General features: G+C 56.8%; 11 protein-coding genes and 3 pseudogenes. 3 read left to right on the top strand and 11 right to left on the bottom strand.

Annotated elements, in window-relative coordinates:
- Positions 1 to 12: 12 nt before the first annotated feature.
- The 5 genes and pseudogenes from NKL04_RS20185 to NKL04_RS20165 all read right to left on the bottom strand — a co-directional run.
- A pseudogene (locus tag NKL04_RS20185) lies at positions 13 to 228 on the bottom strand (IS66 family transposase); the annotation flags it as partial.
- A 382-nt stretch (positions 229 to 610) separates the two neighbouring features.
- Positions 611 to 982 (bottom strand): response regulator, encoded by a 372-nt coding sequence (locus NKL04_RS20180; RefSeq protein ID WP_023703145.1) that lies wholly within the window; start codon positions 980 to 982, stop codon positions 611 to 613.
- 263 nt (positions 983 to 1,245) lie between these two features.
- Positions 1,246 to 2,484 (bottom strand): M24 family metallopeptidase, encoded by a 1,239-nt coding sequence (locus NKL04_RS20175; RefSeq protein ID WP_245271489.1) that lies wholly within the window; start codon positions 2,482 to 2,484, stop codon positions 1,246 to 1,248.
- A gap of 449 nt (positions 2,485 to 2,933) precedes the next feature.
- Positions 2,934 to 3,311 (bottom strand): SemiSWEET family sugar transporter, encoded by a 378-nt coding sequence (locus tag NKL04_RS20170; RefSeq protein WP_023703147.1) that lies wholly within the window; start codon positions 3,309 to 3,311, stop codon positions 2,934 to 2,936.
- A 259-nt stretch (positions 3,312 to 3,570) separates the two neighbouring features.
- A pseudogene (locus NKL04_RS20165) lies at positions 3,571 to 3,762 on the bottom strand (tautomerase family protein); the annotation flags it as partial.
- 509 nt (positions 3,763 to 4,271) lie between these two features.
- On the opposite strand from NKL04_RS20165, the gene NKL04_RS20160 reads away from it, so the two are divergent.
- From NKL04_RS20160 to NKL04_RS20150, 3 genes and pseudogenes are all read left to right on the top strand, one after another.
- Positions 4,272 to 5,033 carry an SDR family NAD(P)-dependent oxidoreductase gene (locus tag NKL04_RS20160; protein WP_023703149.1) on the top strand — a complete coding sequence of 254 codons (762 nt, stop codon included), beginning with the start codon at positions 4,272 to 4,274 and terminating at the stop codon, positions 5,031 to 5,033.
- A 9-nt stretch (positions 5,034 to 5,042) separates the two neighbouring features.
- Positions 5,043 to 5,855 carry an SDR family NAD(P)-dependent oxidoreductase gene (locus NKL04_RS20155; protein WP_023703150.1) on the top strand — a complete coding sequence of 271 codons (813 nt, stop codon included), beginning with the start codon at positions 5,043 to 5,045 and terminating at the stop codon, positions 5,853 to 5,855.
- A gap of 160 nt (positions 5,856 to 6,015) precedes the next feature.
- Positions 6,016 to 8,059: pseudogene (locus tag NKL04_RS20150) on the top strand (hydantoinase/oxoprolinase N-terminal domain-containing protein).
- A 177-nt stretch (positions 8,060 to 8,236) separates the two neighbouring features.
- Here NKL04_RS20150 and NKL04_RS20145 read toward each other — a convergent pair.
- The 6 genes from NKL04_RS20145 to NKL04_RS20120 form a co-directional block, all read right to left on the bottom strand.
- Positions 8,237 to 9,292, bottom strand: coding sequence for a GlxA family transcriptional regulator (locus tag NKL04_RS20145; RefSeq protein WP_023703151.1), 1,056 nt, complete (start codon positions 9,290 to 9,292; stop codon positions 8,237 to 8,239).
- Between the two features lie 203 nt (positions 9,293 to 9,495).
- Positions 9,496 to 11,016, bottom strand: coding sequence for a trimethylamine methyltransferase family protein (locus NKL04_RS20140; protein WP_023703152.1), 1,521 nt, complete (start codon positions 11,014 to 11,016; stop codon positions 9,496 to 9,498).
- 237 nt (positions 11,017 to 11,253) lie between these two features.
- The gene (locus NKL04_RS20135; RefSeq protein ID WP_023703153.1) at positions 11,254 to 12,021 is read right to left on the bottom strand and encodes an SDR family NAD(P)-dependent oxidoreductase; all 768 of its coding nucleotides are present in this window, start codon (positions 12,019 to 12,021) and stop codon (positions 11,254 to 11,256) included.
- 142 nt (positions 12,022 to 12,163) lie between these two features.
- Positions 12,164 to 13,216 (bottom strand): quaternary amine ABC transporter ATP-binding protein, encoded by a 1,053-nt coding sequence (locus NKL04_RS20130; protein WP_023703154.1) that lies wholly within the window; start codon positions 13,214 to 13,216, stop codon positions 12,164 to 12,166.
- A 77-nt stretch (positions 13,217 to 13,293) separates the two neighbouring features.
- Positions 13,294 to 14,322, bottom strand: coding sequence for a glycine betaine/L-proline ABC transporter substrate-binding protein ProX (proX, locus tag NKL04_RS20125; RefSeq protein WP_023703155.1), 1,029 nt, complete (start codon positions 14,320 to 14,322; stop codon positions 13,294 to 13,296).
- A complete protein-coding gene (locus tag NKL04_RS20120; RefSeq protein WP_023703156.1) occupies positions 14,306 to 15,322 on the bottom strand; it encodes an ABC transporter permease in 1,017 nt (338 codons plus the stop codon). Before NKL04_RS20120 ends, proX begins: the two co-directional genes overlap by 17 nt.
- Between the last annotated feature and the right edge of the window lie 15 nt (positions 15,323 to 15,337).

Genomic DNA, 15,337 nt, shown 5'->3' with positions numbered 1-15,337 from the left:
GTATGAAGCGGCATCCAGCGTCTCGGTGATATCCTCACCCAGCTTGCGCAGCCGATGACCGCCGCAGCAGTGGCAAGCGGTCGGCGCCGGCTCGACCACGCGTTCGCGCGTCAGATGCTCGGGAAAGGGCTGGCGCGCCGGTCGTTTGCGCACATAAGGCGCCACCTCGGTGGTCCGGGCCGCAGCCTGCTCGGCGGCCATCTCGTCTTCCGTCGCCGTGCTCTCGACGTACCCCTCATCCGAACATTCGCGCAGGAATCGGCAATGCGCGCGTGTGGTGGCACCATCGTCCTCGCTAGTCGACTCACTAGGGCAAACATCGCAGGCCGGCCTAAAGGGGAACACGGACCAGCCCTCGTTAGTTAGATTTCGGCCCCACCTCCATCGACCTGCACTTCCTCTCTTCATTTCTCCGCATGAAGAAAGGTTTTCGGCCGTTTGAGGCGGGCGTGACCTCACCCTGTTATCAAGCCAACGATCGGACCGAAAAGCATCAGGAATGTCAGGAATACAAGGCACACGACTAAAGCAAACGCTGCTGCCCGAAGGTCTTCGAACGTCGTCGGGTAATCGTCTGACATAGTGCCTCTGATATGGTCGAAAACGGGTTTCACGCTGAAACAAGAGACTCCATCACCTCGATTAGATGAGCGATATCAATCGACTTCTTAAACCGATCAATGCCTTTGAAACTGTCAGGAATATCGGAACTATTCAGACTCTCGAGGAACACGAATGGTATTTGACGTCGCACTAGGTGCTCGGCCGCGGCGAATGTTGCCTCGCCTTGTAGGTTCACACTAAGGACCGCACCGTCTATCGATGATGAGGACATGATGACGTCGAGAGTGTCCTCGATCGTATCGGGCGGATGGATGACCTTGGCGCCTTCCGTGACAAAGGCGTCCCTCAGCTCCAACGCAAACGTATAGTCGTCCTCTGCGATCAAAATGCTGTAGTCCCGTAGTTTCGGGCCTTCCACGGGGTTTCCTCCAAGGTTGCGCATGCTGGCGTCGCGAAGGACACGAGCCTGGTTATTCCAGATTTCCCAGCTTTCCGGGGTTTCGCAGAAGTCGTCGAGTTTGATCCCTTCTCCTTGAAAAGCGGCAAGTTATTCCGAGAGAACCGCTGGCGCATCTCGTTTTCATTCCCTCAATCGGTCTATAATACCGCAGTGCAGTCCGTTGGGGTTGCGCTAGTCCGGCTGAACTATGTACAAGAGCGGTACTGGTAAGTAGGGCTGGACTAATCCAGCAGACGCTCCTCAAAAGGGTAAGTCGACAGCAGTTCATACCCGTTGGGGGTCACAAGGAGCTGCTCCTCGAGCTTAACGCCGTCTCTTTCCCCGACAGCCCCAATATAGCTTTCAACGCATATCACCATGCCTGCTTCGAGTGTCGCGTCGTACGCTATCGGACCACGGAATAACGGTTTCACTTGTGGATATTCATCGCACATACCGACCCCGTGTATAACGCAAGGGTAGGCCTGCTCTTGGAATTCTTCGGGCACCGGCCAGGCTGACGCCTGTAGACCCTTCATGCTGACGCCCGGACGGATAAGCTTCATGTTCGTCTGCAATTCGTCATAGGCCAGCCGGTACAACTGGCGCTGGCGAGCGTTAGGCCGATCCGTCCCGTAGTAGAATGTTCGTGAAACATCACAGAAATACCCAAATGGGCCTACCATATCTGTGTCGAACCCGACGAGGTCTCCCTCCTCGATGACGCGTTGGGTGGCTTCCTGGAGCCACGGATTAATTCGCGGTCCGGAAGCTAGCATTCGACCCTCATGCCAGCCGCCCTGGTTGGCGAGGTTGGTATAGTTGAGAAGTGCCCAAAGCTGCGCTTCCGTCACGCCCGGCCCCATACTCTCCTGCATACGCGCAATGCCGTGCTCGGCTACTGCACATGCCCAGCGGATGCACGCTATTTCGTCATCCGATTTGATAACCCGTGCCCCCTCCACGATGCCCACCGCATCAATTACCTCTAGACCTCGCTGCAGCAGGGCCTGGGTTAGGCTCGGGTTCACATATTCCACCGCCACCTTTCGGTTGGTGGTCCCGATTTCGCTCAGGAACCCAACGATATCGTCGGCGAAAAGCCTCGCGCCGTCCGCCAGTTCGTTGCCGCCTTCAAAAAACGAAATCGGCCTTCCTTTCCTCGCCCGGTCGGCAGATGACGCAGAACCAATTCCCTGATAAAGAGTGATCGGCCCATCAAGTGGCAAAAAGAGATAGGTGACCGGGATATGCGACTGAAACAAAGGATATGCATTGTAATCCACCGCATACCGTATGGTGATGGGGCTCACCAGCACACACAATGCGACATCAGCTTGGCGCATTGCCGTTCTTAGCCGATCTTTCCGATATCCATCGAGCCTTTTAAAATCGATATCCGGCATTGGTCGAAACCGTCGCAAGTCGCTCCAGCCGTCATTGAGGATAAGCCCATCCGGACCGGAATTGGAATTCGTCATAGAGCCCTCGGACATGCCCGACGATGCTGCTGATCAGTCACCCGGAATGCAACGCTATAGGAAGCGGCGCTCCCTCTTCAAATGAGTATTAGTAGCTGGCCGGATAACCAGGGGTCATAACTAAGTCCAAGGGGTCACAGAAGGCCGCGGGAGGCCGTTCCCGATGTTCAACGCCATGACTCAAGCTTGTCCCCGGCATGTGTTCTTAGCATTTTCAGATCGACGGGATGAAGGACCACTCTTTAGGCGCAACGAGGGAGAAGATATCCGCAAGTCCGCAGCAGCTGGCACGGAAGCAGCCTTGGTGATGGATTCAGTGCGAAGGCCCCCGCTGCAAAAAAGCCGAACGCAAAGGACGCCTGTCGGAAGGCATCCGTTTCTTCTGCCACCCAGCGCTCTTGGTCGTCGACGAGATGTGCATGAGAAGTCGGCCATTGACGCGGTTCACGTCAAAGATTGCGATGCCCGTCATCTCGACCGTCTGCCTCTGGACCGGCCATACGTGCCCGCCTAACACACGGCTCATTGCTTGAGGAGGCCGGGTCGAGAGCATCCGCGATAGCATCTTTCTTCGCGTGAGGGAGGAGTGTCATGGCGAGAATGAAGGCCGAAAGCGCCAGGATCAAGACGTTGGTGATGATAAGCGCCCAGTCGTTCTTGAGGATTCCGTAGGTCAGCCACAAGGCAAATCCCAACACGTTGATGCCGTACATCAGTGCAGAAATGCTGCTCGTGTCCCGGGTTTTGATGATTTTCCAGGCTTGCGGGGTAAAAGCGGTCACCGAGCACAAAGTAGCGAGGTAACCAATAACCGTGACCCAATCCATGGTTTGAGCTTGCCCACTGGCTTTTCCAGGGTGGTAGTCTCCGCAAGAGTGGCGCAGGCTCGTCAACGACACTGAAAGACATTCCTCTCAAGTCTGCGTGGCTTAGTTCACCCCCCAGTGTAGCATCCAAACGCCATATCCCGGCCGAGCCTGAAGACTTCAGGAAGCGGACCGTCTGAATCCTAGTGGCCGTTCCATGTCCACTTCCGTCGCTTGACAACAGACTAACCTCTGACCGAGGAGGTCATAGCGCAGGCCATCACATTCTCGACCACAGCTTACCGCCGGTAGCCCAGTTGCTTGGCTCATATTCATCAAAGACCACATGGACCTGTTCCGGTCTTAGATTCATATTATCACAAAACAGTTTTGTAATCTCTTTGGCCAAGTGTTCTTTCTTATCGTCATCTGACTTGAACGTCTCGACATGGATAACTGGCATATCTTCTCTCCTTCGTTGTCCTCTGCAAACTGTCTTTCAGGTAGTCAGCGGCTTGCCTTCACTCAAAACCCTGCCAATCGGTTACCAAACATCGCGTCATCGCTCTCCAGATCAAAGCCGAGAGCGGGCGGAATTCAGATGGGCCACTCTGCAAAGCGATTTAGATTCCTTGTACGATTGTGACTTCGTCAAAATGACCCAACTGCAATCCTCAAACATTTTGGCCTTGCTGCGCACGTAATCCGCTCGCCGAAATGCCACGGTCCTGAGCTATAGGCGGCGGCGCGCCTCACTTCAAATGAGTATTAGTGGCCAGCCGGATAACTAGGACTCATGAGCGTATCCAAGGCTCGCAAATGGCGGCTCGAAGCCGTCACCGCTGTCCGACGCGCCATGACTTCAGCTTGTTCGGTGCATGATTTTTTGGACACTTGCGGACAGCCCGTATGCGGGCATAGATCACCGAAGAAGGTGCGGGAAAACCGCCAAGGCTCATCACTTTTACGGGGTATCGAACTATGACGCATTCCAAGAAGGTGGTTATCGTTACTGGCGCGACGTCGGGCATAGGGGAGGCCGTATTAGAGGCATTCGCCGCGATCGGGGCGTCGCTCGTTCTGGTCGGCCGTGATCGAGAGCGGGGGCAAAGAGCCTTGGAGGCGGTTCAGAAACTCAATTGTGAGGCCGAACTGAAGTTGGGCGATGTCGCCGACTCAGCGTTTGCTGACCATGTAGTGAATTCCACTGTAGCGCGTTTCGGAAAGGTTGACGTCTTGGTCAACAGCGCCGGGATCATCCGACGTGGAAGCGCCATCGATACTACGGATGACGATTGGCGTCAGACCTTCGACGCCAATGTCAGCGGTGTGTTCTATTTCAGCCGCGCCGCAGTGAAGTCTATGAGGACGACCGGCGGCGGCAGCATTGTCAACATAGCTTCGAATGTGGGGTTGTTTGGCTGTCCCGGGCTGGCTGCCTATTGTGCGTCGAAAGGCGCCGTCGTTTTGTTGACTCAAGCCATGGCACTTGACCACGCAAAAGAGCAAATCACCATCAACGCAGTCTGCCCCGGCGCCGTGGATACGCCCATGCTTGTGTCGGCGCATAGCAAGCCAGTAACTGCCGCCGAGATTATTCAACGAAATGTTGATTCAATACCTCAGGGCCGCGTGGCGACTCCGAAGGAAATTGCCAGCTTGACGCTGTTTCTAGCAAGCGAGGGGGCTAGGCATATTACTGGGGTTGCAATTCCAATAGATGGCGGCGTCACCGCAGGCTAGGAGGGAGTCTTGGGTAATCGGGTAGAAGGTAAAGTTGCCATTGTCACTGGAGGCAATCAAGGCATCGGGCGAGCAATTGCTGAGAGGCTCGCTGAAGAAGGCGCCGTGGTTGTCGTAGGCGATCTCCTTGACCGTCGTTCCGTCGATTCCGACGGCGTCGAGACGTTCACTTTTATGGCGCTCGATGTCACAAAAGAGGTCTCAATTCGCACCTTCGTTGACGGGGTCCTGGAGAGGTTTGGCAAGATCGACGTCCTGGTCAACAACGCCGGTCTGGTCATCCATAAGTCGATCGACGATCAGACTGCCGAGGATTGGGACAGGCTTATGGCGGTCAATCTTCGTGGCCCGTTTTTGATGGCAAAATATGTCGTCCCGGAAATGAGGCGTACCGGCTCGGGCACGATCGTCAACATCGGATCTGTCGAGGGCTTCATGGTCAATCCTTGGCATACTGCCTACGCCGCCACCAAGGCCGGCGTGCATGGTCTCACGCTGGGACTGGCAGTTGATCTCGGGCCGGATGGGATACGGTGCAATACCGTGTGCCCCGGTTGGATCGATACCGACCTCAATCGTGCGTACGTCGAGATGCACCCGGACCGAAGCCTAATCGAGCGGGAATTGGGACAACTTCACCCTGTGGGAAGGACTGGCGTTCCGAAGGAAATAGCCAATGCGGTCCTCTGGTTGGCCAGCGAGGATTCCAGTTTCGTTAGCGGGGAAATGATCTCCGTCGACGGCGCGCGAACCAAAAAGATATCCCTGCCAGCCATCCTGGACGAGGAGTATCGGGCCAAACTGACGAAGGCGCAGGCATAGTGGTGCGTCGGCGTCGAAGGGGTTGCGAGAAGAGCTATCCCCCTGCAGACAAAGAATCCCCCGTTGAGGCGCACGATTTTGTTACACTTGTAGGCGGACAGGGAGTTCTGCATCGGCCAAGGGGTGGAAAAAGCGAACAGCAGCCGAACTGCCATCGGGGATGAGAGCCAAGCCCAACAAGAAACCACTGTTCCTCGGAATCGACACCGGCGGCACCTACACGGATGCCGTACTGTGGTCCGAGACTGAAGGCCCACAGCATGGGCCGAACAAAGGCAAAGTGCTGGCCAAGGCCAAGGCGCTGACCACTAGGCATGATCTCGCCGTCGGCATTTCGGGTGCCGTAGACGCGGTGCTTGAAAAAGCCGGCGCCGACCCGGCAGCGATCAAACTGGTGTCGATGTCGACAACGCTTGCCACCAATGCGCTGGTTGAGGGCCAAGGCGGCAGGGTGGCGCTGGTCATAATCGGCTTTACCGAAGCCGATCTCTGCCCGCGATGGACTGAAGACGGCACTCGGCACCGACCCGGTGGTGTTTTGCCCGGGCGGCCACGATGTCCACGGCAATGCGGCCAGGCTCGACCTGTCCGGTCTCCAAGCAGCCTTGCCGGAACTTGGCGCGTCTGTATCGGGATTTGCTGTCTGCGCTTATTTCGCCACCCGCAATCCGGCGCATGAGCTCGCGGCACGTGATCTGATCCGAGAAAAGACTGGCCTGCCGGTTACCGCCAGCCACGAACTGTCGGCAAAACTCGGCGGACCGCGCCGGGCGCTGACGACGCTGCTCAACGCCAGGCTGATCTCGATGATCGACCGGCTGGTGGCGGCGACCGAAGGCTTCTTGGAAGCGCGCAAGATCGTAGCCCCCTTGATGGTGGTGCGCGGCGATGGTGCGCTTGTGTCGGCGGCCTTCGCCCGCCAGCGGCCGATCGAGACCATCCTCTCTGGTCCCGCCGCCAGCCTGATTGGCGCACGCCACATGACCGGGCTCGACAATGCCATTGTGTCCGACATTGGCGGCACCACCACCGACGTCGCCGTGCTCGACGGAGGCCGTCCCAGGCTCGATCCGGAAGGGGCCACCGTCGGCGGCTTCCGCACCATGGTTGAGGCCGTCGCCATGCGCACCTTCGGCCTGGGCGGCGATTCCGAAGTGACGTTGGAGAGCGGCGCGCTCATCCCGCAGATCCTGATCGGCCCGCGCCGCCTGGTACCGCTGGCGCTGGCCGGCATGGCCCATGGTGAGGCAGTGACGTCTGAGCTGAAACGCCAGCTACGGGCGCCCAATCCCGGCCGTATGGACGGCCGCTTTGCATTCCGCACTGGCGTCCCAGATAGGCTTGCCGCAGGCCTCACCGCTCCGGAAGCGCGGCTCTTCGAGGCGATTGGTGCCGTGGCCGTCCCGCTTGACAAGCTGCTCATCTCGAACGCACAGAACGCAACACTTGACCGACTGGTGTCGCGCGGCTTGGTGCATGTCGCCGGCTTCACGCCGTCGGACGCCGCCCATGTTCTGGGCAAGCAGGCGAACTGGGACGCCGCTACGGCCCGACTCGGCGCCGAGTTGCTTTCCCGCAAGCGTGACGGTCGCGGCCAGCTCATAGCTCCTTCACCGGAAGCACTATCGGAACGGGTGCTGGTGACGCAGACACGCTGGTCGGCCGAATACATTCTCGAAACCGCCTTTGCCGAAGACGGGCTCGACGGCGCGGCCACGGTGGCACAAGCGCTGGTGCAGCGCGCCGTCGATGGCGATCCTGGCATCGCCCACCTGACCGTCGCGCTAGACCGGCCCGTCATCGGTCTCGGTGCTTCGGCGCCGCTGCACTATGCCGGCCTGCCGGCCCTGGTCGGTAATGACTGCGTGGTGCCCGAAGATACCGACGTCGCCAATGCGCTCGGAGCCGTTGTCGGACAGGTCAGGGTCTCGGTCGAAGCACGGGTCAGCCAACCCAAGGAAGGGCTGTTCCGGCTTGCCTCGGGTGAAACCGTGCGCGACTTTCTCGACGAAGCGACGGCGATCGCAACGGCCGAGGCCGATGTGCGGGCGATTGCCGCACAGCGGGCGAGGGACGCCGGCACCGACGGCGCCGAGATCGAGGTCGCAACCGATTTCCGTGTTTCTACCGTCGACGCCCAGCGCATGTTTATTGAGGCACATGTGGTGGCGGTGGCCTCGGGAAGGCCTCGGATTGCGGTTTAGTCATTAAGGGCGGCCTCTCCGAACCTCTCCGCGCAACGCGCAGGAACCTCCGGTGGTCGTTGCACACCCTCTTCGGATGGACCGCGGGAAGGGCTGGCGTTCTTGGCCTCGCCGGGCCTACCTGAAGAAACGGTAGACGACTGGACCGACGATCCTTTGGGCTTTCGTGTGGTCTAGTTAGCCGAGGCCGGGCCCGACCCAAGCCGGCGTCGTCAATCGACACTGCTGAGGTGAAAGACCGTTAAAGGTTCTAAAGCACTTTGCGAAGTGTGAAGGAGACAAAAACCCGCAGGCCATCGCAATATCGATTATGGGCATGCTTGTACCTTCGATCAGGCGCTTGGCATGATCTACACGGATCCGCAGATAATGGCGTACCGGCGGGATGTGAACGTGTGCTGCAAACAAGCGCTCAAGTTGCCGCCGCGACACGCCCGCCCGTCGAGCAACCTCGCTCATGGTCAGTGGGTATTCCACGTTCTCTTCCATAATCCGCATAGCCATCTGGAGCTTATCGCTCACACCGCCAAAGGCGAGCCCCGTCGGCCCGGTCTGCCGGTTCGAACCAGAGCGCTGACCTTCGACAGTCGCGTAGCGGCAAACCTCTTGTGCTGTATACCCGCCCACATGGCTGGCGATGATATCGACGGCCAAATCGAACGATGCCAATTCACCCGCGCACGTCGAAAACTGCCCGTCCTTTACGAATAGAGCGTCTCGTATATGCGGCTGCCTAAACACTTCTGTGAAGGCTGCCAGCCGCGACCAGTGAATCGTGCAGCGTGTGCCTTCCAACAGCCCGGTCTGCGCGAGCAACCATGTGGCTGTTCCAACCGCGGATACCCCAACCCCGTGGCGTGCGATCGTTCGCAAGAAACTGTTGAGCTGTGGCGTCAGGCGCCGCCCCACCGGCTCACCGGCGATAACAGCGACATGCTGCGGCCTCCGGGCGCCTAAACAGGAGATCATCTCGTCTATCGTCACGTCAACGCCAACCGAAAGGCCGCTAGCACCCTCAACAGATCGTTCATCGACTCCCGCGATCCGCCACCGGAACAGAGAGAGCTTCGATACCGTATTGGCGATGCGAAACGGTTCAATGAAGGCGTGAAGCGCCAATTGCGAGAATCCTGGCAGCACCAGAACCACCAAGTCGATTGGCCGGGCCGCCTGTGGAAAATTCTCCGGCATGGTCACCGACTTGATGGTGCTGATATCGGGGCGTACGTTCATCACGATCCTTCCATGCGTTTCACAAAGGGCTGATCGAGGTGTTCTCGAACCGCCAGAAGGCTTTGGCGTGATTTCGGCTATCGTGGCGCGCGATGCCGAGCTGGCCTTGGTTCGGCACGATGGCGATAGGTCGTCCATAGCCCGACTTCGTTGCTGGCTGTGTCGACGTTGCTCGTCACAGCCGTCTCGTATTACCTTGCCGCCTAGAGGACAGCCTCACCGATATCAAGTTCCCGACGTTTCATGAAGTCGAGGAGCGCTTCGTCGACTGCTTCGTCGATCGGCGGCGCTTGATAATCCTGCAGAGCCTGCACAGCTGCATCGCGTCCCCGAGTGTTAGCATCCTTAGCGCCGGCGAATGACCATTGCTCGAAGCTGTCGTGGTTCATCAGGTCAGGCGTGAAAAAGGCCTTCTCGAAATTCTTCAGTGTATGTTCGGTACCAAGATAGTGACTGCCAGGCTCACTTTGGCGGATCGCATCGAGCGTTTCATCCATCTCGCTCATCACTATGCCTTGCCCAAGCTTATAGAACATCACCATCTGCTCTGCATCGAGCATGAACTTGCTATAACTCTGGGTCAGAGCTGCTTCGAGATATCCGGTGGAAGAAAGAACGAAGTTCGCACCGGCGATAAGCGCGCCGTACATATTGCGGGCCGCCTCATAGCCTGCCTGGGCATCGACGAGCTTTGAGCTTGTGTTGCTGCCACTGCAGCGCCAAGGCAGTTTGTAGTGTCTGGCCAGTTGACCCACCAACATATTCATATGGCAAATCTCGGGTGTCCCAGCCATTGGTGCACCGCTCTTCATTGAAACGGTCGCCAACCATTGCCCATAAATGCAAGGCGCACCTGGCCGGACCAGCTGCGCAAAGGCAACACCAGCAAGTGCTTCGGCATTAAGCTGCGCGACCGCGGCCACCGTGCTGGCCGGAGTGCTGGCTCCGCCAAGAACAAACGGGGCAAAGATCATGGCCTGATTGTTTGCCGAGTAAACCTTGACAGCATCCAGCATAGTCGCGTCCCAAACGAGAGGCGAATTGCAGTTGGCAAGCGACACCATCACTGTGTTGCTCCGAACAAATTCCTCGCCGAAGACAATCTTAGCCATAGCAACCGTGTCTTCTGCCCTCTCCCGCGAAGTCACGGCTCCCATAAATGGCTTGTCCGAGTATCGTATCAAACTGTAGTTCATGTGCAGGTGGCGCTTCGGGACGGCTATATCCATCGGCTCGCAAAGAACGCCTCCTGTCATATGCATAGCGGGAGCTTGGTAGGCGAGTTTCGCGAAATTGACGAAATCCTCAATGGTCGCGTTTCGCCGCCTGCCGTCAAGGTCAAGGACGTTTGGCGAACCGTATGCTGGGGTAAAGATAGTCTTTCGACCACCGAGCGTGACTGTCCTGGCGGGATTGCGAGCGTGGACCGTTATATATTCAGGAGCCTTTGCCACCAATTCCAGCAGCTGGTTTCTGTCGATCCTGACGCGATGGTCGGTTACATTGGCGCCCGCTGCGCGCCAGAGTTCGATGGCCTCGTCGTCACGAAATTCGATGCCAATCTCTTCAAGTATTTGCATCGAAATGCCATGAAGCCTAAGCAAGTCATCCGGGCTAAGCAAATCCATATAGGGTAGCCCGCGTTCCAGAACAGGCAAAAACGTTACCGTTCTGTCGGCACGCAACTTCTGCCGAGCGTCTCGGCCTCCAGATCTGGCAGACATTTCTTCAATCCTATTTTACGTCAAGAATATAGGCCAATACAAACGCTGGAACTAACAAAAAAAAGGAATGTAACTTATGAACTGAGGTTATGACCGCAGCGCGTGCCGGCACAGAGGCAGCCCTGAATGCGCAGGAAAGCGAGGACGGGCGCTGCCGGAGGGTGGCTCTCACCGTCCACGACATCAAAGTTTGTCGGAAAGTTAGGCGGGCAGGGGCCACCTGTAGACCGCCTTAGCTCAATAGACCGCCTTGGCTCCAGCGACTTCGAGTGCGGTCCCCGCGATAAAGCGAGCGGCGTCAGAGCTCAGAAAGTACACCGCATCAGCAATATCTTCCGGTGCACCGAGTCGGCCAAGCGGATTTGACTTGCTGAGCTCGGCAACCGCTGTGTCGGGATCGAACCCGCGATGGACAAAGCCTGAGCGAAGCATGGGTGTGTCTATCTCGCCGGGGCAGACGGCATTGATCCTAATCCCATCCCCTGCATGATCACGGCCGAGACATTTGGAAAACGTTGCTACCGCTGCTTTGCTCGCGCAGTAAGCTGCGTGGGTCGGCCCCGGATAAATGCCCCAGGTGGAAGAGATATTCACGATCGAACCGCCGCCATGGTCCTTCATGAAGGCCACGGCCCGTCGGCAGGTGTAAAATATCGATTTCAAATTGATGTCAAAAGTTCTTTCCCAGTCCTCGTCACTTGTTTCGAGGATTGTACCGCGCGTGATGACGCCTGCATTGTTGACCAGGGCATCCAGCCGGCCGGTAAGGCTGATGGCCGTATCGATGAGGTCCTCGCAATATGCCTTGCTTCTCAGGTCGCCATGCTTGGCTAGAGCAGTTTGGTCAATTCGGTTAAGTTCGTCAGTTGTGGCAATCAAACGCTCCTGGTTGGCGTCACCCGCGACTACAAAATATCCGTTAGCGGTGAACTTTCTGCAGATTGCCTGGCCCATACCGCCAGCAGCTCCGGTTACGACCACGGTTTTCTTTTCAGAGTTCTTCATTGCTCGACCATTCAAATCGGGGGGTTCTGGGGTTTACTTCTTTCGACCGTTGCAAGGCGCGAAACGCCTATACGCCAATACAATGCAATGTCTTACATAAAATTACCGGCATAGATCGGCCTAGTGTCCATGCGTAATCTATTTAAAGTCGATCATGCACGCCGCGTAGAAGTAGGGATGCAGTCACGATTCCCACATCCACTCCATTACGATCGACGACCACAAGCGGCATATTTCCATGGCGATGTGACAAGTCGAGCATTTCCTTGATAGGAGCGTCAAGGTTGAGCCGCGGGGCGTCTGGCAGAGTCATGCCCTCTCCGGCACTCGCAAATTCTGCAAGCGGCAACATCACTGACTCGGCCCTTAGGAGCTTCAATCGGCTGCTTCCCTGGACAAATTTTTCAACATAGGGGTCTTTCGGATTTCCGAGAATGTCATCCGCCGAACCGATCTGAAGCATTTTTCCGTCTTTCATGACACCAATATGGTGCCCCAGCCGAACTGCTTCATCCAAGTCGTGGGTGATGAAAAGCGTGGTCTTGCCCAACTTCGACGAAAGCTGTTTAAACTGATCCTGTAATTCGCGGCGAATGAGCGGATCAAGGGCCGAAAATGGCTCATCCATCAACAGAATGGCGGGATCGGCCGCCAAGGCTCGGGCAAGCCCTACCCTCTGCTTCATTCCGCCAGAAAGTTGATCGGGGTAACGGTCCCCCCAACCGGCAAGTTGGACGAGCTCCAGCTTTTCCTCCGCAATCTCATAGCGTTTTCGGACGCTTGCTTTTCGGAGCTCCAAACTCAGAGCCACATTGTCGCGGACCGTTCGATGGGGCAGGAGCGCTACATTCTGGAAAACCATCCCCATTGTTCGGGCACGGAGCTCGCGCATCTCATTTTCAGACTTCAGATTGATGTCTTCGCCACCAACAATGATTTGGCCGGAACTGGGTTTGATCAAACGGTTTACATGCCGGACCAGCGTTGACTTTCCGCTTCCCGACAGTCCCATGACACAGAAGATCTCTCCGGCCTCCACCTTGAAGGAGACACCGGCTACCGCCGCAACGCACCCATGCTTCTCGAGGAGGGCTTCTTTTGAAAGATCATCGCGTTTGATACTCGCAAGGTCGAGCCTCGGACTCGTCCCAAAGACCTTCCAGACATCCTTGAATTCAATGGCATGCGCTTTCAATGGTAAGCTCCACGGTTGAGAGGTGTCGCCCGGCAGCGTAGCGCTTGCCGGGCGAGCATGCTGTCCGCAGTCCCTCGTTACTTAGCTGCCTGTTTTGCTGCAGCTATCCATTTGTTCCACTGGTCGAGGTGGGCTTTCTTCCAAGCCTCAGCATGACCGTGGATGTCGTCGTTGGACTTCTCACCTTTGTGAATAAGAAGGTTCTCATCGTTGATATCTTGAATTGGGACTTCCACTTGCTCGAACCACTTATTTGCGACGGGGTTTTTCTTTAGGAATTCCGTGTTGGCAATCACGTGCTGGGTGTTCACGGAAAATCCCAGGTTTCCGATGCCTGGAACGGTCGTGTTTGCGCCAGCCTGTTCATCGGGCAACGCCGTGAACGGAACCGTGAGCCAGACCACATCTTTTCCATGGACCAAAACCCCCTGTAGCCAGTTGGGTGTCCAGCTGTAATACAGGGTTGGTTTGCCGGACTGGATCCGCTGGATGACGTCGGGAAGCAGAGCGAAATACTCACCCTGCTTGTGCGTTACGGTGTCCCGAAGGCCGTATGCATCGAGGTTATGTTCAATGATGCGTTCGCATCCCCAACCCGGATCACAGCCATACAGGTCTGCCTTTCCGTCCCCATCAATGTCAAACAGTGCCGCCAGCTTTGGATCTTTCAACTGGTCGATCGTCTTAATGCCGTACTTGTCAGCGGTGGCCTTATCGATGGAGTATCCCTGAATCGAGTTCTTAACGAGCGTTCCGACCCGGCGAAGCTTGGCATCCCCGCCAGCCTTTTCGGCAAAGGCGATATGCAAGGGGTACCAGTGGGGCGTATAGTAATCTGCATCGCCGTTCCCAACCGCTATGTGGGCAAGTGGAACCTGCGTGGCCGAAGGTTCGTCAACTTTATAGCCGAGATCCTCGAGACCCATCTTAACGACGTAGGCTTCGAATAATTCCTCTGCCTGGCCAAGATATAGGGGCCTAACGGTGACGCCCTTGCCTGGAAGGTCCTCCGCAGCCACGTATCCAGAATACGTGGCCAAAGTGACAAGGACTGTCATAGCAGCGGCAAGCCGCCGAAACCCTTCGATATTAAACCGATCGCTCATAGTCGCTCCCATTATTATCAGTTAGAAGTTGTGGCCGGCCACTTTCCAAAGCTCCACGCGCCGCCGGGGAGGCATGGAAGGTCTTGACGACACGGGTGAAGAGAGCAGCCGGACCGCGCTGGTGCCAAGCGATATCGGCGTAGCGTCTGCGCTGGGAAATGGCGGATTGAGCCAAGCGATCTAGAATGATTGCGAGAAGGACAATACCCATGCCGCCGGTTGCAGCCAGCCCGATATCGAGGCGACCGATACCCCGCAAAACCATTTGGCCAAGCCCCCCAACCGCAATCATGGAGGCGACAACAACCATTGATAGCGACATCATCAAAGTCTGGTTGATACCAGCCACTATGCTCGGAAGAGCCAGCGGCAACTGGGCTTTGAAGAGCGTCTGCCTGTCGGTAGCCCCAAAGGCATGCATAGCCTCTACCACTTCTTCAGACACCTGCTGAATACCTAGTGTGGTCAGCCGGATAACGGGGGGAAGTGCAAAAACGATCGTAACGATCACGCCAGGTACGTTGCCGATACCAAACAGCATGACTACCGGGACAAGATAGACGAATGATGGTATCGTCTGCATTGTGTCGAGGATGGGCCGGCATATGGCGGCCGCCCTGGCACTTCGAGCAGCAAGTATCCCCACCGGTATACCAACGACGATGCAGAAAAGAACCGCGGTGAAAACGAGAGAGAGGGTCGTCATCGTCTCCCCCCAGATACCGAGAAAGCCGATAATCAGTAGCAAACCGGCGACCTGAACTGCCAGTCGCCATCCGGCTATCTGCCAAGCTACCAACGCAAAGAATAGGATGATAACGACCGGCGGGATGCCGTTGAGTGCGCTGTCAAATGTTCTCAGGAGTTGGTCAATGGGCCATTTCAAGGTTTGAAAAAATGGGCGGTATTGTTGTACAATCCACCCCAAGCCACCATCAACCCACTCACCAAAAGGTATGTGCCAGCCTTTGAACGGGTCTAAAACGTCTTCGACCTTCACAAAACTTCCTTTCAG

The organism is Mesorhizobium sp. C264A (assembly GCF_040324515.1).
Classification (GTDB): domain Bacteria; phylum Pseudomonadota; class Alphaproteobacteria; order Rhizobiales; family Rhizobiaceae; genus Mesorhizobium.
This window is presented reverse-complemented; position numbering and strand designations above follow the sequence as displayed.

What these genes read in the sequence shown, in the direction of transcription:
- NKL04_RS20135 (WP_023703153.1), bottom strand. Translation starts at nt 12,021, where the DNA reads ATGAAGAACTCTGAAAAGAAAACCGTGGTCGTAACCGGAGCTGCTGGC.
- NKL04_RS20140 (WP_023703152.1), bottom strand. Translation starts at nt 11,016, where the DNA reads ATGTCTGCCAGATCTGGAGGCCGAGACGCTCGGCAGAAGTTGCGTGCC.
- proX (WP_023703155.1), bottom strand. Translation starts at nt 14,322, where the DNA reads ATGAGCGATCGGTTTAATATCGAAGGGTTTCGGCGGCTTGCCGCTGCT.
- NKL04_RS20170 (WP_023703147.1), bottom strand. Translation starts at nt 3,311, where the DNA reads ATGGATTGGGTCACGGTTATTGGTTACCTCGCTACTTTGTGCTCGGTG.
- NKL04_RS20145 (WP_023703151.1), bottom strand. Translation starts at nt 9,292, where the DNA reads ATGAACGTACGCCCCGATATCAGCACCATCAAGTCGGTGACCATGCCG.
- NKL04_RS20160 (WP_023703149.1), top strand. Translation starts at nt 4,272, where the DNA reads ATGACGCATTCCAAGAAGGTGGTTATCGTTACTGGCGCGACGTCGGGC.
- NKL04_RS20175 (WP_245271489.1), bottom strand. Translation starts at nt 2,484, where the DNA reads ATGACGAATTCCAATTCCGGTCCGGATGGGCTTATCCTCAATGACGGC.